Below are 14,836 nucleotides of genomic sequence, written 5' to 3'. Positions count from 1 at the left end.
TTTTGGTATAATAGAGTTCAAGCTGAACACGGCATGGAGGTAAATATGGCAAAATACACGCCGATGATTGAACAATACTTAGGCATTAAAGAACAGGCGCGGGATGCGTTTCTTTTTTTCCGTTTAGGAGATTTTTACGAGATGTTCTTTGACGATGCCATTCTGGCATCCAAAGAGCTGGAGATTACATTAACCGGCCGCGAAGGCGGGGGCGGCGACAAGATTCCGATGTGCGGCGTTCCCTTCCACTCGGCCGAGGGCTATATCGTACGTCTGATTGAAAAAGGCTACAAGGTCGCCATCTGCGAGCAAATGGAGGACGCTTCGGTGACCAAGGGGATGGTGCGGCGGGAAATTGTCCGCGTCGTGACGCCGGGCACCATTATGGAAGGGAAGACGGTCGCCGAGAAGGCGAATAACTACATGGTCTGTATCACGTCTCAGGATGCATTAATGGCAATTGCGGCCTGTGACCTATCCACCGGGGAGCTCTATGTGACCTCCATGCCGGCTTCGGAAGAGTGGCTGCGGGACGAAATCGGAATCTATGAGCCTTCTGAAATTATTGGTGATGAGTCGCTGCTCAGCGCTGTGGCTTCAAGTGTGCTTCCTTCCGGCCGGCCCGTGCTCTATACGTCCTGGGAACGGAGACAGGATGATCTGGTCTCGGCACAGTTCGGGGACTCCACATGGGCCCGGCTGGATCAGGAACGGCAGAAATGCGTGTCGCTGCTTATCTCATACCTGAATGAGACGCAGAAACGAAGCATGGGACAGTTAACCCGGATATCCTCATATGAGCCCGGTCAATTTATGGTTCTGGATCCGTTCACGCGGAGAAACCTGGAGCTGGTTGAAACGGTCCGGGAGCGCTCCAAGAAGGGCTCGCTCCTGTGGCTGCTGGACCGGACGGAGACCTCCATGGGAGCGCGTCTGCTTCGCCGGTGGATCGATAAGCCGCTGCGCTCGCGCAGCCGTATTGAAGAACGTCTGGAGGCTGTAGAGCGGCTGTATCAGCAATATATTGTCCGGGAGGATCTGCGGGCCGCTCTGAAGGAAATTTATGACCTGGAGCGGCTGGTCGGCAGAATTGCCTTTGGCAGCGCCAATGGCAGGGATATGAACGCCCTGAAGCTGTCTTTGCAGCAGATTCCCACATTGAAAGAGCTCTGTCAGGATTCAGGCTCGGAGACATTGCAGCGGCTCGCCCAAAGCATGGATATCTGCGGTGATTTATGCGCCCTGATCGGGGACGCCATTGCGGATGATCCTCCGGTGTCTCTGCGTGATGGCGGCATGATCAAGCCAGGCTATCATGAGCGGCTGGACGAGCTGCGCGAGGCAAGCCGGAACGGCAAGCAGTGGATCGCCGAGCTGGAAGCCAGAGAACGTGCGGCGACAGGCATCAAGTCGCTTAAGATCGGCTTCAATAAAGTGTTCGGGTACTATATCGAAGTGACCAAATCCAATCTGTCTGCGCTGCCTGAGGGGCGGTATGAACGGAAGCAGACGCTTGCGAACGCGGAGCGTTACGTGACTCCGGAGCTGAAGGAGAAGGAAGGCCTTATTCTGGAAGCCCAAGACAAGATGGTGGATCTGGAGTATGCCTTGTTTACAGAGCTGCGTGAAGCGGTCAATGCCGAGATTGCCCGTCTGCAGAAGCTCGCAGAGCAGGTCGCGGAGATGGACGTATACCAATCTCTTGCTGCAGTCAGCGCAGATCAGCGTTATGTCAAGCCGGAGCTGAGCGATGGCTATGATATGAACATTGAGGCCGGCCGGCATCCGGTCGTCGAAGCGGTTATGAAGGATTCTGCCTTTATTTCAAATGGAACCAGTCTCCAGAAGGACGGCTCGTCCATACTGCTGATTACCGGACCGAATATGGCTGGAAAAAGCACCTATATGCGTCAGGTCGCGCTGTTCTCCATCATGGCTCAAATCGGCTGCTTTGTACCTGCAGAGCGGGCTGTGCTGCCGCTGGTGGATCGTATCTTTACGCGGATTGGGGCGGCAGATGACCTGATTGGCGGTCAAAGCACATTTATGGTGGAAATGGCAGATATACAGGTCATGACAGAGAAAGCGACACCGAACAGCCTGATTATCATCGATGAGCTGGGACGAGGCACGTCAACGAGTGAGGGTATGGCGATTGCGCAGGCCGTGATTGAGTATGTACATGATGTCATACGCTGTAAAGCTTTGGTCTCCACGCATTTTCATGAGCTTGCCCATTTGGCGGACAGCCTGGACGGTCTCGTCAATTATTCAATGGCCGTGCAGGAGAGCGGGGATCAGGTTCATTTTCTGAGAAAGCTGGTTTCAGGTGCGGCAGACAGCAGTTATGGAATCTACTGTGCCAGATTGGCTGGCCTGCCCGGCAGCATCATTGACCGTGCCTACGGGCTGCTGCAGGATCTGGAGAAGGCCTCTCTGCATGCTGTAGCAGGAGAAGCGGCTGCTTCCCTGGAGACAGCATGGAAGCGGGATCAAACCAAAGAAAGCCGGGATGTATTCCAGCTCTCGATGTTCGGTGAGGAAGAAGAGGCTTCTACCCGAGCGATGGCCGCAGGCAAGCCTGAGTCCGCCGTGAAGGCGTCGATCCCGGACCCTATGAAGGAGCAGATTCTGGAGGATATAAGGTCAGCCGATATTATGAACATGACCCCGCTGCAGGCCATGCAGCTCTTGAACGAGCTGAGAACGAAAGCGAAGCAATTACTATAATGTAAATCAGCAACAACGATGGAGGTAGAAACGATGGCCAAAATACACATATTGGACGAGCATATCGCAAACCAGATCGCTGCCGGTGAAGTTGTGGAGCGGCCGGCCTCCGTCGTCAAGGAGCTAGTTGAGAACGCGATGGACGCCGGGAGTACCGTGATTGAGGTTTCCGTAGAAGAAGGCGGCCTGCACAGCATTCGCGTCACCGACAACGGCTCCGGCATTGAGCCTGACGATTGCGAAACCGCCTTTTACCGCCATGCTACCAGCAAAATTTCTCAGGGTAGAAATCTGTTTCAGATTACGAGTCTCGGCTTTCGCGGAGAGGCTCTGCCGTCCATTGCAGCTGTGTCCAAGGTGACATTGAAGACATCGAGCAATACTGACGGACGGGGACGAAGGATTGTTATTGAAGGCGGGCAGCTGAAGGTGAACGAGGATACGGCGGCGCCGCGTGGCACAGATTTCATCGTGAAGGAATTGTTTTACAATACGCCGGCAAGGCTGAAATATATGAAAACGATCCAGACCGAGCTGGGCCATATCTCGGATTATATGTACCGCCTCGCCCTGTCTCGGGCCGATATTGCGTTTACGGTGCGGCATAACGGCAATGTGCTGCTTCAGACGATGGGCGGTGGAGATACGCGCAATGTCATTGCAGCGATCTACGGGACGGGTACAGCGAAAGCGATGCTGCCCATTGAAGCGGAGGACATGGATTACCGCATTAGCGGCTTTATCAGCCGGCCGGACTGGACAAGAGCGAACCGCAATGCAATGTCCTTTATTGTGAATGGACGGTATATCCGCAGCTACGCCCTCACACAGGCTGTTCTGCGAGGGTATCATACGATGCTCCCGATCAACCGCTACCCGCTTATGGTCATGAAGCTGGACATGCATCCATCTCTGGTGGATGTCAATGTTCATCCTTCCAAGCTGGAGGTGCGTTTCAGCAAGGAGGCAGAACTGACAGCTCTGATTCAGGAGGCTGTGCAAAAGGTGCTGATGCAGGAGGTGCTAATCCCGCGTCCGGCCAAGCAACATATTGGCAAAGAGGGAACGGCTTATATCCAGGAGCAGCTGTCGTTTCCAAGACAAGGCATGGGTGATCCGCAAGCTGCTGCTCCCCATCACGCAGCCAAGCCTTTTGAACCTGCTGAGGACAGGTCAGTGAAAGAGGCTAAGGCGACCCCATCGAAGCTGCCGGAAGCCACACGGCAGGAGGCGGGGCCCCATGCTCCCGAGCTTCGCGAGGCCGCCGCCGCTTCTTATGACGTACAGAAGCCAGCTTCACGAAGCAGCTCTGGCATGCCGGCTTCAAGCGGACAGAATTTCAAGCATGGAGGGCAAAGAGAGTCGTCGTTATCGCCAGCGGCGAGACAAGTGTCCAAGGACTGGCTGCAAACTGGGGGCGGTGCGGCACCGGAAATCCCGGCTTTTCCCGAGCTGTCTTGGATCGGGCAGCATCACGGAACGTACTTGATTGCCCAAAACGACACCGGACTGTACCTTATTGATCAGCATGCTGCCCATGAGCGCATTAATTATGAGGATTATTTCGAGAAATTCGGCAGGCCGGCGGACGCTTCACAAGAACTGCTGCTGCCGATTACCTTGGAATTCACGCCTTCTGACGCCTTGAAGCTGAAGGAACGTCTGCACTGGTTTGAGCAGGTAGGTGTCTATTTGGAGCATTTCGGCGGTCAGACGTTTCTCGTCCGTTCCCATCCCTACTGGTTTCCCAAGGGGGAGGAACGAGATCTTATCATCGAAATGGCGGAGTGGGTGCTGCAGGAGCGCAATATTGATCTCTCCAAGCTGCGGGAGGCTTCGTCGATTATGGCCTCCTGCAAGGCTTCGATTAAGGCGAACCAGAAGCTGACAGAGGCTGAGTCCGTGAAGCTGCTGGACCGTCTTGCGGCCTGCAAACAGCCGTATACGTGTCCTCATGGACGGCCGATCGTCATTTCTTTTTCAACCTATGATCTGGAAAAATTGTTCAAACGAGTGATGTAACGAAGCAGGAGGATACGATGATTATTACAACAGGTGAGGCTGAAGCGGCACATTTAGTAAGCCGGGCTCAGTGTATTGCAGCAGAAACGGGATGCAGGTACGTGCCCCGCAGCGGACGCTCCTTAGCCCGTCTCGCAGCCAGTAGTGGCGATGAGGATATATTGATACTTCTGGAAGGGCATGTGCGGCTTGGGGGACCCGGGAAGGAAATGCTGGAATTCCATCCCAGCATGGGATTTGTTCGTCTCAAACGCGTCATGCGGGGGGAGGCGGACCTTATGCTTCAGGCAGCGCGGATGGAGGAAGGAGATTCTGTTCTGGACTGCACCGCGGGTCTTGGTACGGATGCCCTCGTGTTTTCGTTTAAAGCAGGGCTTTCCGGGCATGTAACGGCTCTTGAAAGCTCTCATCCATTATATGTGCTGTTGAAGGAGGGCCTGAAGACCTATACTAGTCATTTGGCACGGAGTGATGAAGCGATGCGGCGCATTGAGGTCAAGCATAGCGGACATCTGGAATATTTGCAGAGCCTTCCGGACAAGAGCGTGGATATTGTGTATTTTGACCCCATGTTTCGGGATCCATTGACAGATTCGGCTTCTATTAATCCGCTGCGGCATTATGCAAATGGAAGTGCACTGGATCAACTCAGTGTTCAGGAAGCGGTACGGGTGGCCCGTAAGAGTGTTGTGATGAAAGAAAAGCGGAATAGTCCTGAATTCGAACGTCTCGGGTTTGAGGCAATGGCGCGCGGCAATTCAAAAATAACGTACGGAGTGATTTACATTGACTAGTGCTGCGAGACCCAAATTGCTGGTTCTGATCGGCCCGACAGCTGTCGGAAAAACGAAGCTGAGCATTGAGCTTGCGAAAGCCTTGAACGCCGAGATCATCTCCGGCGATTCCATGCAGGTGTACCGGGGCATGGATATCGGGACGGCCAAAATTACGGCAGAAGAGATGGAGGGCGTCCCGCACCATCTCATTGATATTCATGAACCGGATTATCCCTATTCCGTAGCGGAATTTCAAGAGGAGAGCGTCAGGCTCATCCATGAGATCAGCGCCCGGGGAAAGCTGCCGTTTATAGTGGGCGGCACGGGGCTGTATATCGAGTCGGTGTGTTACAATTACCAGTTCAGTGAGACAGGCTCTGACGAAGCCTTCCGGCAGGAAAAATTTCAATTTGCCAAGCAGCATGGCGAAGCGGCCCTGCATCAGCAGCTGGTCGAGGCAGACCCTCTGAGCGCGGAGAGGCTGCATCCCAATGATGTCCGCCGCGTGGTGCGGGCTCTCGAAATTGTTCATCTGACCGGGGTTCCTATGTCTGCTTCGCTGCAGCAGCAAAAGAAAGAATCTCCCTATGAGCTCTGTTTGATCGGTTTGACAATGGACCGCCAAATGCTATATAACCGTATTGAGGAACGAATCGATATCATGCTGCGACAAGGGCTTGTTGAAGAGGTTGCGGCATTGATGGACCGAGGCTTTGAACCCGGAATGGTGGCCATGCAAGGGCTGGGTTATAAGGAAATGGTGTCGTACTTACGCCATGAGCTGACGTGGGAGGAAGCTGTCACCCTGCTGAAGCGGGATACCCGCCGATTTGCCAAACGTCAGCTGTCCTGGTTCCGCCATATGAAGGATATCCAGTGGGTCGATGTGGGAGAAGCCGGAAATTTTATTGAAAGCTATGAAAAAATCCATGCTATAATAGCAGGAAAGCTTCACATTCATATGGAATAACATGATAACAATCTAATTGAACCATTGGGGGTACGGCTAAATGAACAAGTCCATCAACATCCAAGATACGTTCTTGAACCAGCTTCGCAAAGAGAACATTCCCGCTACCGTTTACTTAACGAACGGCTTCCAAATCCGCGGAACCATCAAGGCTTTTGACAACTTTACGATTGTGATCGACAGCGACGGCCGTCAGCAAATGGTGTATAAGCATGCGATTTCAACCTTTATGCCGCAGCGCAATGTTTCTCTGATGCAGGAGCAGCAGGGAGAGCAATAAGATTGGCTTCATGTTTAAGCTGAAACTTTTTGGTGTATATTTCGTTTAGTTGTATAAGAAGTGTGGAGGACAACCTGAGAAGGTTGTTCTTTTCTTTCCGAAGAAGTCTTCACATTTCCACAGTACCAGGGAGTCAGGAGGGGGCCGCATATGGCTGGCAAGGATAATAACGGAATTTCAAGGGTAAACAAAAATAACAATGCCCGAAAAACAACGAAGCCCGCAGGCAAATCCAAGAGCAAGGGGAAAAAAGTGTGGTGGATCTTATTTTTTACCGGCGTTTTTGCCGTGTTCTGTGCGCTGGCGGGATACCTGTTTATCATGGTCAGCGGCGAGAGGCTGCTGGAGGAGAACAAAGACAAATTAACGGCATACGGCACATCTAAGGTTTATGATCGTAACGGGCAGCTTATGGGTGAGCTCTCCATTCAAAAGAGTGATCCGGTCGACATTGATCAGATCCCGGAGCTGCTGCAGCAGGCATTTATCGCCACCGAGGACAAACGCTTTTATGATCACAGCGGCGTGGATATTTGGTCGATCGGGCGCGCTGCCGTGAAGGATATTATGGCAAGAGCGATGGTTGAAGGGGGAAGCACCATTACCCAGCAGCTGGCCAAAAATATTTTCCTTACCCGGGATAAGACTTTCTTCCGAAAGGCCACAGAGGTTTCCATTGCGCTGGCGCTGGAGCGTCAGCACACGAAGGACGAAATTATGGAAATGTACCTGAACCGGATCAACTTTGGCGGCCCTTATTATGGAATTAAGGCTGCGTCGCAGCATTATTTCGGCAAGAGTGACTTGAATAAGCTGGAGCTCTGGGAAATGGCGACACTCGCTGCAATGCCCAAGGGACCTTCCAAATACAATCCGATTCGAAATCCGGAGCTCAGTATGGAACGCCGAGCAGTCGTGCTGACGCTGATGGAGCAGCAGGGCTATATCAGCGCGGCGGATGCCGAGAAAGCCAAAAATGTTGAGTATACCTACGAGCCGCCTGCGACACAGCAGAAATATACCGCGTTCATTGACTATGTCATCGAGGAAGCCGAGGAGAAATACGGCCTGACCGAGGATGACCTGAATGTTGGCGGCTACTCTATTTATACCACGATGGATGCGTCTGCTCAGCAGGCGGTTGAAGATGAATTCAATAATGACAGCAACTTTGAAAAAGGTGTCGGTGAAGACATTGTGCAGGGCTCTATGGTGATTATGAACCAGCATAATGGCAGCATCGTAGCCATTGGCGGGGGGCGGAATTATCAGCGCGCCAGCTTCAACCGGGCTTTTGACAGTAAGGTGCGGCAGCCGGGATCTTCACTGAAGCCGGTAGCTGTGTACGCTCCCGCACTGGAGAGTGATCCCGAACTGTCAAAAGACACCAGGATCACAAATGAAAAGCAGTGCTTCGGGGAGTATTGCCCGAACAACCTGAATGGATACTCCAAAAGTGTCAGCATGGCAGAAGCAATTCAGCGTTCTGAGAACATCCCGGCTGTTTGGATGCTGAACAAGATCGGGGTCAAGACCGGCTTTCAATTTGCTCAGAAGCTGGGCATCAGTGTGAAAGAAAGCGATCAGAATCTGTCTCTGGCTCTGGGAGCAACGGGCACCAATACCTTTGAAATGGCACGCGCCTTCACGGCCTTTGCCAATGGCGGTGAGCTGAAAGAGGCTTATGCTATCAAGCAGATTAAGAACAGCAATGGCAAAGTGGTTCATGAGAATAAGGGGATGACATCGGAGCGTGTCATGTCACCGGAGACGGCATCGGAGATCACAGATATGATGCAGCTGGTGGTGAATGAAGGGACTGGCCGAAACGCGAGAATCAGCCGCCCTGTTGCCGGCAAGACGGGCACGACGCAGAGCGGGATAACCGGGGTCAGCGGAATCCGGGATGTATGGTTTGTGGGATATACCCCGGAGCTGACTGCAGCAGTCTGGATGGGGTACGATGAACCCAGCGCTGAACGCATGCTGAAGCAGAGCAGCCCGATGGCTGCGGCACTGTGGGGCAAGATTATGGACAAGGCCGTTCAGAACTATGATCCGCAAAGCTTCCCGGTTCTGGATCAGCCCCAGGCGCCCGTTGAGCCGGAGCAGCCGGAGTTGTCCGCAGTCCGGAATGTATCCGGTTATTACAATGAAGAGGGGAATGCAGTTAACCTGACATGGAGTGCTTCCGAGGTTAGCGGAGCAGAGTACCGTGTGTACCGGAAGGAAGCGTCAGAAACAGATTATACCCGGATTATGAATGAGCTGGCCGGCACGTCTACCGATGATATCAGCGTGCTTGCAGGTCTGACCTACAGCTATTATGTCACCGCATATGATCCGGAAAGCGATCAGGAAAGTGAGCCTTCAAATACTGTTGAGGTGGTCATTACCGGTCCGGCACCACCAGAGGAGGAGCCGGAAGCGGAACCTAATGATGAGAACGAGCAGGAAGAGGAAGATCGCGAGGAGAGTGATCAGGAAGAAGACAATGCGGAAGAGAATGAGGAGCCTGGCAACGGGGAAGGAAATTCTGGCAGCGGGAGCGGTTCGGGTCAAGGAAATGGCTCAGAGCAGCCGAGTCCGGGTCAGAACGGTACCTCGAACAGACCAGGCGGTGAGAGTGGAGAAGGCGAAGGCGCTGGCGAAGAAGATGAAGGGGAGGGCGATTCGGGAGAAACAGCACCCAGCGGTGACACCGGCAGCACGCCTGTCCCAGGCGGCACTGAAGGCCGCAGCAGTACAGGCACCGGCAGAAACGGCATGGGCACGGGTACTACAGGTGAAAGCGGAGGCAGCGGTGGGAACACATCTGTCCCTGGCACCACAACGCCTCAAAGCAGTCCATCTTCAGGCAATAATACGGCACAGCCTCAGCCTTAGCACAGTCCTGTCAGGCAGCAGGCACCTTATACTACCGTATTCAAGCAGCTGCTGCAGCAGCTTAGCAGGCGCGGCTGAGATCTACTCTCGGCTGCGCCTGCTTTGTTTATTTTGAGTGTATTTAACAAATGTGGTAAGCTGAATTTACGATATGGGGAGGAAAATTCCATGAAACGTAAATTCGGAGACCGGGCGAATTGGCGGCGCATTACGAGGCGGCATTTCACTTCCCGGTATGTGGAAGGAGAGCAGTTCACGGGATATCTCACCTTATACACCATCTACGGTTTGAAAGAGCCTTTGTGGAAGACGTATGGAAGGCATACATACCGTATTGCGGATCGAGGCTATTCGTGGCTGCAGTATTACCCGAAGGACAGCCATTTTATTGTCACGGCGATGTTTGATGAGAAGCGGAGAATTGTACAGTGGTACATCGATATCTGCAAGAAGCAGGGGGTTACGGACCAGGGTGTGCCGTGGTTTGATGATTTATACCTTGACGTCGTCGTGAACAAGGATGGGGAAGTCTTTTTGCTGGACGAGGATGAACTGGAGGATGCGCTTCGGCGCAGCGACATTACCCGCGATGATTACAGGCAGGCCAAGGTAACGGCCCGCGAAGTGCTGAGAGCGATTGATGCTCATGAGTTTCCTTACTTTATGATGTCGCTGGATCATCGAGACCGGCTGTTTCATAATGGAGAGTTTCGCAGGAAACGCTAACAGGTGAAGAAGGAGAGGATGAAGTAATATGTGGGAGTCGAAGGCTGTACAGCCCTCGTCTGCTCGTCCTCGGCATCTAAGACTTCACATGAAGATATGGACGCGCTTGGGTCTGGTTGTGATCCTGCTGGGAGTGATATGGTGCGGTTATGTTTACACAAGAATTGGCCAAGCCGAATCTACACTGGATGACACTGTGGAGGTTGGAATTATTCTGGGAGCCTCAATGTGGGGAGAGAAGCCGAGCCCGGGACTGAAGGAGCGACTTGATTATGCCCGAACGCTGTATGATCAGGGGTACTTTGAGGAGTTTATCGTGACGGGTGGATTGGATGCGCCAGAATATCCTTACACAGAGGCAGAAGGCATGCGCAACGATTTAGTAAGTCAGGGGATCCCTGAGGAGAACATCCACCTGGAGAATGAAGCGACCAGCACGTACGAGAACTTGCTCTTTAGCCGCGCAATCATGGAAGAGCAGGGCTGGGAGCAGGCTGTTATCATCACTCATGATTACCATGGTGCCCGTGCTATGGAAATCGCTGAGGTTCTGGATTACAGAAACCCCAAGCTTGCAGTCACAACCTCGAACGTGCTGCCGCTGACTCAGCAAAAGGGCCGCGAAATTCTAGCGTTCAGCAAATGGAGACTAGACCGGATGCTGCTTGCTATGGGATGGAAGGAATAAGTCTTCTAATAACCGAAGTCCAAAGAGAATACATATGAAGGGATAGTGAGCCCTTTGGATTGAGGTGAGGAGCAATGAACGGGAGAACTAACGCTGCCGGCAGCCGATCGGAGTCGAGGCCTTCGAGACAAATTAATGTCGTGCTCCGAAGCAGCGAGGCCCCGCTGGTCAGCAGTGCCGTACCCGCAAGTGAGCCGGCAGCCTTGAATACGCCGGTACAAGGCCTGTTTCAGGAGATTCAGAAGGAGCTGGACCAATTGGTCGGGCTGGAGCAGATTAAAGAGCTCGTTTACGAGATTTATGCGCTGCTTCAGGTGGCAAGAATGCGATCAGACGCCGGGCTCCATAGCGGCGGTCAGGTTTTTCATATGATTTTCAAAGGCAATCCGGGGACCGGAAAGACGACGGTAGCCCGGATCGTTGCGAAGCTGTTTCAGAAGATGGGTGTGCTGAGCAAAGGACATCTTGTCGAGGTAGAACGTGCAGATCTGGTTGGTGAATACATCGGACATACGGCCCAGAAAACGCGGGATCTGGTTAAGAAAGCGATCGGTGGGATTCTGTTCATTGACGAAGCCTACAGTCTAGCCAGAGGCGGGGAGAAGGATTTCGGTAAGGAAGCTATCGATACCCTGGTCAAAGCGATGGAAGACCATAAGAATCAGTTTGTTCTGATTCTCGCCGGTTATTGTGATGAAATTGATTTTTTTATGTGCAGTAATCCCGGGCTGCATTCCCGATTTCCGATCCAGATGAATTTCCCGGACTATAACCTGGATCAGCTGATTCAGATCACTGAGCTCATGGCAAAGGAACGGGATTATATTCTGATGCCGCAATCCATGAGCCGGCTGCGTGAGCATCTGCAAAGTGAGAAAGAGGACGGCAGTCATGCCTTCAGCAATGCGAGATACGTGCGAAATTTAATAGAGAAGGGTATCCGGAATCAGGCTGTGCGTTTGCTAAATCAATATGTTACCGGGAATCCGGGCAAGCTGGAATTGATGACGCTGCGGCCTGAGGACTTTCGTATGCAGCTTCCTTAAATGATTTTCTACAGATTTGATGCAATTACCTAACCTCTAAAAGGAGTACTATCTATGGCAAATCATTTACATGAGACGAATTCAGAGATGAAGGATCGGGCAATATTGGTCAGCCTCGTAACAGATCAGGTAAAGCGCTCCGGTCTGAATACCGAGCATTCTCTGCAGGAGCTGGTTCAGCTGTCAGAGACGGCTGGCGTCGAGGTGCTGGAGGTGATTACCCAGAATCGCGAGACCCCGGACTCCCGGTGGTTTATCGGCAAAGGCAAGGTCGAGGAGCTACGCATGGCTATTGACGGTCTGGGAGCAAACACCGCTATTTTTGATCAGGAGCTGTCGGGTGCTCAGGTTCGCAATCTGGAGGAGACGCTGGACGTCAAAATTATCGACAGGACTCAGCTCATTCTTGATATTTTTGCTCAGCGAGCCAAGACGCGTGAAGGGATTATCCAGGTTGAGCTGGCGCAGCACAGCTATTTACTGCCCAGGTTATCAGGTCATGGCAAAAATTTATCCCGGCTCGGCGGTGGAATCGGCACCCGGGGTCCCGGCGAGAGCAAGCTGGAAACGGATCGCAGGCATATCCGTGACCGCATCAGTGATTTGAAGCGGCAGCTGGATGAGATTACGAAGCATCGCGTGCTGCACCGCGAACGCAGAAAGAAATCCGGAGCCATTCAGGTTGCTCTGGTGGGATATACGAATGCCGGCAAATCAACCTTGCTCAACCGACTGACCGCTGCGGACGTATATATTGAGAATCAGCTGTTTGCAACGCTGGATCCGACGTCCAGAGTGCTGGAGCTGCCGAGTGGCAAGGAGGTCGTGCTGACCGATACCGTTGGATTTATTCAGAACCTTCCTCATGACCTGGTTGCGGCCTTTCGTGCGACCCTTGAGGAAGCGAATGAAGCGGAGCTTATCCTTCATGTGGTGGATGCTTCCTCGCCGATGCGGGATGAGCAGATGCAGGTCGTGTCCAAGATTTTGCAGGAGCTTGGAGCCGGTGATACGGACCAGCTTACCATTTTTAACAAGATCGATGCCTGTGAGCCGCAGCAACAGGAGATGCTTCCGGCAGGTGAGGGGAATCTAAAGATCAGCGCATTCAATGAATCGGATTTGGAGCGGGTAAAGCTTGCCATTCAGAATCATTTGTCCGGGGGAGCGGTCAAGTTCCGAATTCCGGCGGAGCGAGGCGATCTCAGCTCTCTCATTTATCGAATCGGCGATGTGGTAGAGCAATCGGTAGAGGATCATGATCTCCTCTATGAGGTGCACGTCAACAGAGCCGACTATGAGAAGCATGGGTATCAGCTGAAAGAGTATCTGATTCCTTAAGGATGACATCGATCTGTTACAGCGGCTGGCTTCGTGCCGGCCGTTTGCAGGTTATATGCGCTATAGTGCAGCATGAATAGTTAGGAGAGAGAGACATGGCAAGGTTTGCAGAAGAAATTACGGCATTAAGTATCGCCGCAGAGGAGCAGATTTCTTCCCGGCACCGGGAGATCGATGAGCTTGTAGATTTTAATCAATGGAAAGTGATTGATGCATTTCAGCGTCATAAGGTTAGCGACTATCATTTCGCAGCATCTACAGGCTATGCTTATAACGATCGGGGACGTGAAGTACTGGATGAGGTGTACGCGGATGTGTTCGGAGCAGAGGCTGCTCTGGTAAGGCCTCACTTTGCTTCAGGGACGCATACGATTTCAACAGCGCTGTTTGGGGTATTAAGACCTGGGGATGAGCTGTTATCGATCACCGGACGACCTTATGACACGCTTCACAAGGTCATCGGCAAGGAGCAGGACGGTACGGGCTCGCTGCGTGACTTCGGCATAACCTACTCGGAGGTGGCTCTGACGGAGGAAGGCGAGGTAGATTGGCCTGCCGTGGCAGCCGCCATTCAGCCCAACACCAAGGTGATCGCCATTCAGCGGTCGCGTGGCTATTCCTGGAGATCTTCTTTTACTATTTCTCATCTTAAAGATATGGTTGAACAGCTTCGGCGGATCCGAGAGGATCTTATCATCTTTGTCGATAATTGCTACGGAGAATTTACAGAGCGGCTGGAGCCAACAGAGGTCGGAGCCGATCTGATCGCGGGTTCGCTGATCAAGAATCCGGGCGGCGGGATTGCGGAAACCGGAGGCTATATCTGTGGCCGCAAGAAGCTGGTGGATCAGGCAGCCTACCGCTTGACAGCCCCAGGCATCGGCCGGGACGTCGGAGCTATGCTGGGAACCACCCGCGCCATTTATCAAGGCTTGTTTCTGGCCCCGCATACCGTTGGACAGGCCTTGAAGGGCAGTATATTTGCAGCGGCCGTATTTCAAGCCATCGGATTTCAAACACGTCCTGCCTGGAACGAACCGCGGACAGATCTAATCCAGGCCGTTCAATTCTCGGGACCGGAGCATTTGATCGCTTTTGTACAGGGTATTCAGCAGGCAGCTGCGGTGGATAGCCATGTGGTACCGGAGCCTTGGGATATGCCGGGATACGAGCATCCGGTCATTATGGCGGCGGGAACCTTTATTCAAGGAGGGAGTCTGGAGCTGTCTGCAGATGCGCCTATTCGGGAGCCTTATATCGGATATATGCAGGGAGGACTCACCTATTCTCATGTCAAATACGGCGTTTTATCGGCTCTTCAAACCCTAAAGGATCGAAATTTATTGTGAGTTTATCTCACATATGGTTGAC

General features: G+C 52.8%; 11 protein-coding genes. All 11 read left to right on the top strand.

The annotated features are described in order from the left end of the window. Window positions 1–45 precede the first annotated feature (45 nt). The 11 genes from mutS to JJQ72_RS03545 all read left to right on the top strand — a co-directional run bounded on the left by mutS (window position 46) and on the right by JJQ72_RS03545 (window position 14,814). Complete coding sequence (mutS, locus tag JJQ72_RS03595) at window positions 46–2,730, top strand: DNA mismatch repair protein MutS (protein WP_208202797.1); 2,685 nt, start codon at window positions 46–48, stop codon at window positions 2,728–2,730. Between the two features lie 33 nt (window positions 2,731–2,763). After that, on the top strand, window positions 2,764–4,752 hold the full coding sequence (gene mutL, locus JJQ72_RS03590) for a DNA mismatch repair endonuclease MutL (RefSeq protein WP_208202796.1): 1,989 nt from the start codon (window positions 2,764–2,766) through the stop codon (window positions 4,750–4,752). Window positions 4,753–4,769: 17 nt separating this feature from the next. After that, complete coding sequence (locus JJQ72_RS03585) at window positions 4,770–5,546, top strand: class I SAM-dependent methyltransferase (RefSeq protein WP_208202795.1); 777 nt, start codon at window positions 4,770–4,772, stop codon at window positions 5,544–5,546. Then, entirely contained in the window at window positions 5,539–6,498 is a 960-nt protein-coding gene (gene miaA, locus JJQ72_RS03580) for a tRNA (adenosine(37)-N6)-dimethylallyltransferase MiaA (protein WP_208202794.1), read from the top strand. The genes JJQ72_RS03585 and miaA overlap by 8 nt, the downstream gene beginning before the upstream one ends. Before the next feature lie 40 nt (window positions 6,499–6,538). Next, on the top strand, window positions 6,539–6,778 hold the full coding sequence (gene hfq, locus JJQ72_RS03575) for an RNA chaperone Hfq (RefSeq protein WP_138225673.1): 240 nt from the start codon (window positions 6,539–6,541) through the stop codon (window positions 6,776–6,778). 150 nt (window positions 6,779–6,928) lie between these two features. After that, window positions 6,929–9,664, top strand: a complete 2,736-nt coding sequence (locus JJQ72_RS03570) for a transglycosylase domain-containing protein (RefSeq protein ID WP_208202793.1) — start codon at window positions 6,929–6,931, stop codon at window positions 9,662–9,664. Between the two features lie 168 nt (window positions 9,665–9,832). Further along, window positions 9,833–10,390 (top strand): ribonuclease FAU-1 family protein, encoded by a 558-nt coding sequence (locus JJQ72_RS03565; RefSeq protein ID WP_138225675.1) that lies wholly within the window; start codon window positions 9,833–9,835, stop codon window positions 10,388–10,390. Window positions 10,391–10,418: 28 nt separating this feature from the next. Continuing rightward, window positions 10,419–11,078, top strand: coding sequence for a YdcF family protein (locus JJQ72_RS03560; protein ID WP_208202792.1), 660 nt, complete (start codon window positions 10,419–10,421; stop codon window positions 11,076–11,078). 74 nt (window positions 11,079–11,152) lie between these two features. Then, window positions 11,153–12,124, top strand: a complete 972-nt coding sequence (locus JJQ72_RS03555; protein WP_138225677.1) for an AAA family ATPase — start codon at window positions 11,153–11,155, stop codon at window positions 12,122–12,124. 54 nt (window positions 12,125–12,178) lie between these two features. Next, window positions 12,179–13,465 carry a GTPase HflX gene (gene hflX / locus JJQ72_RS03550; RefSeq protein ID WP_208202791.1) on the top strand — a complete coding sequence of 429 codons (1,287 nt, stop codon included), beginning with the start codon at window positions 12,179–12,181 and terminating at the stop codon, window positions 13,463–13,465. Window positions 13,466–13,560: 95 nt separating this feature from the next. After that, complete coding sequence (locus JJQ72_RS03545) at window positions 13,561–14,814, top strand: methionine gamma-lyase family protein (RefSeq protein WP_208202790.1); 1,254 nt, start codon at window positions 13,561–13,563, stop codon at window positions 14,812–14,814. Window positions 14,815–14,836 lie beyond the last annotated feature (22 nt).

The sequence above is a fragment of the Paenibacillus sp. F411 genome (assembly GCF_017582705.1).
Classification (GTDB): Bacteria; Bacillota; Bacilli; order Paenibacillales; family Paenibacillaceae; genus Paenibacillus_AQ; species Paenibacillus_AQ algicola.
Note: the sequence above shows the minus strand (reverse complement) of the source record. Positions and strands in the feature narration are given on the sequence as shown.

Coding starts and splice junctions, on each gene's coding strand:
- mutS (WP_208202797.1), top strand. CDS start 46: ATGGCAAAATACACGCCGATGATTGAACAATACTTAGGCATTAAAGAA.
- mutL (WP_208202796.1), top strand. CDS start 2,764: ATGGCCAAAATACACATATTGGACGAGCATATCGCAAACCAGATCGCT.
- JJQ72_RS03585 (WP_208202795.1), top strand. CDS start 4,770: ATGATTATTACAACAGGTGAGGCTGAAGCGGCACATTTAGTAAGCCGG.
- hfq (WP_138225673.1), top strand. CDS start 6,539: ATGAACAAGTCCATCAACATCCAAGATACGTTCTTGAACCAGCTTCGC.
- JJQ72_RS03570 (WP_208202793.1), top strand. CDS start 6,929: ATGGCTGGCAAGGATAATAACGGAATTTCAAGGGTAAACAAAAATAAC.
- JJQ72_RS03565 (WP_138225675.1), top strand. CDS start 9,833: ATGAAACGTAAATTCGGAGACCGGGCGAATTGGCGGCGCATTACGAGG.
- JJQ72_RS03560 (WP_208202792.1), top strand. CDS start 10,419: ATGTGGGAGTCGAAGGCTGTACAGCCCTCGTCTGCTCGTCCTCGGCAT.
- JJQ72_RS03555 (WP_138225677.1), top strand. CDS start 11,153: ATGAACGGGAGAACTAACGCTGCCGGCAGCCGATCGGAGTCGAGGCCT.
- hflX (WP_208202791.1), top strand. CDS start 12,179: ATGGCAAATCATTTACATGAGACGAATTCAGAGATGAAGGATCGGGCA.
- JJQ72_RS03545 (WP_208202790.1), top strand. CDS start 13,561: ATGGCAAGGTTTGCAGAAGAAATTACGGCATTAAGTATCGCCGCAGAG.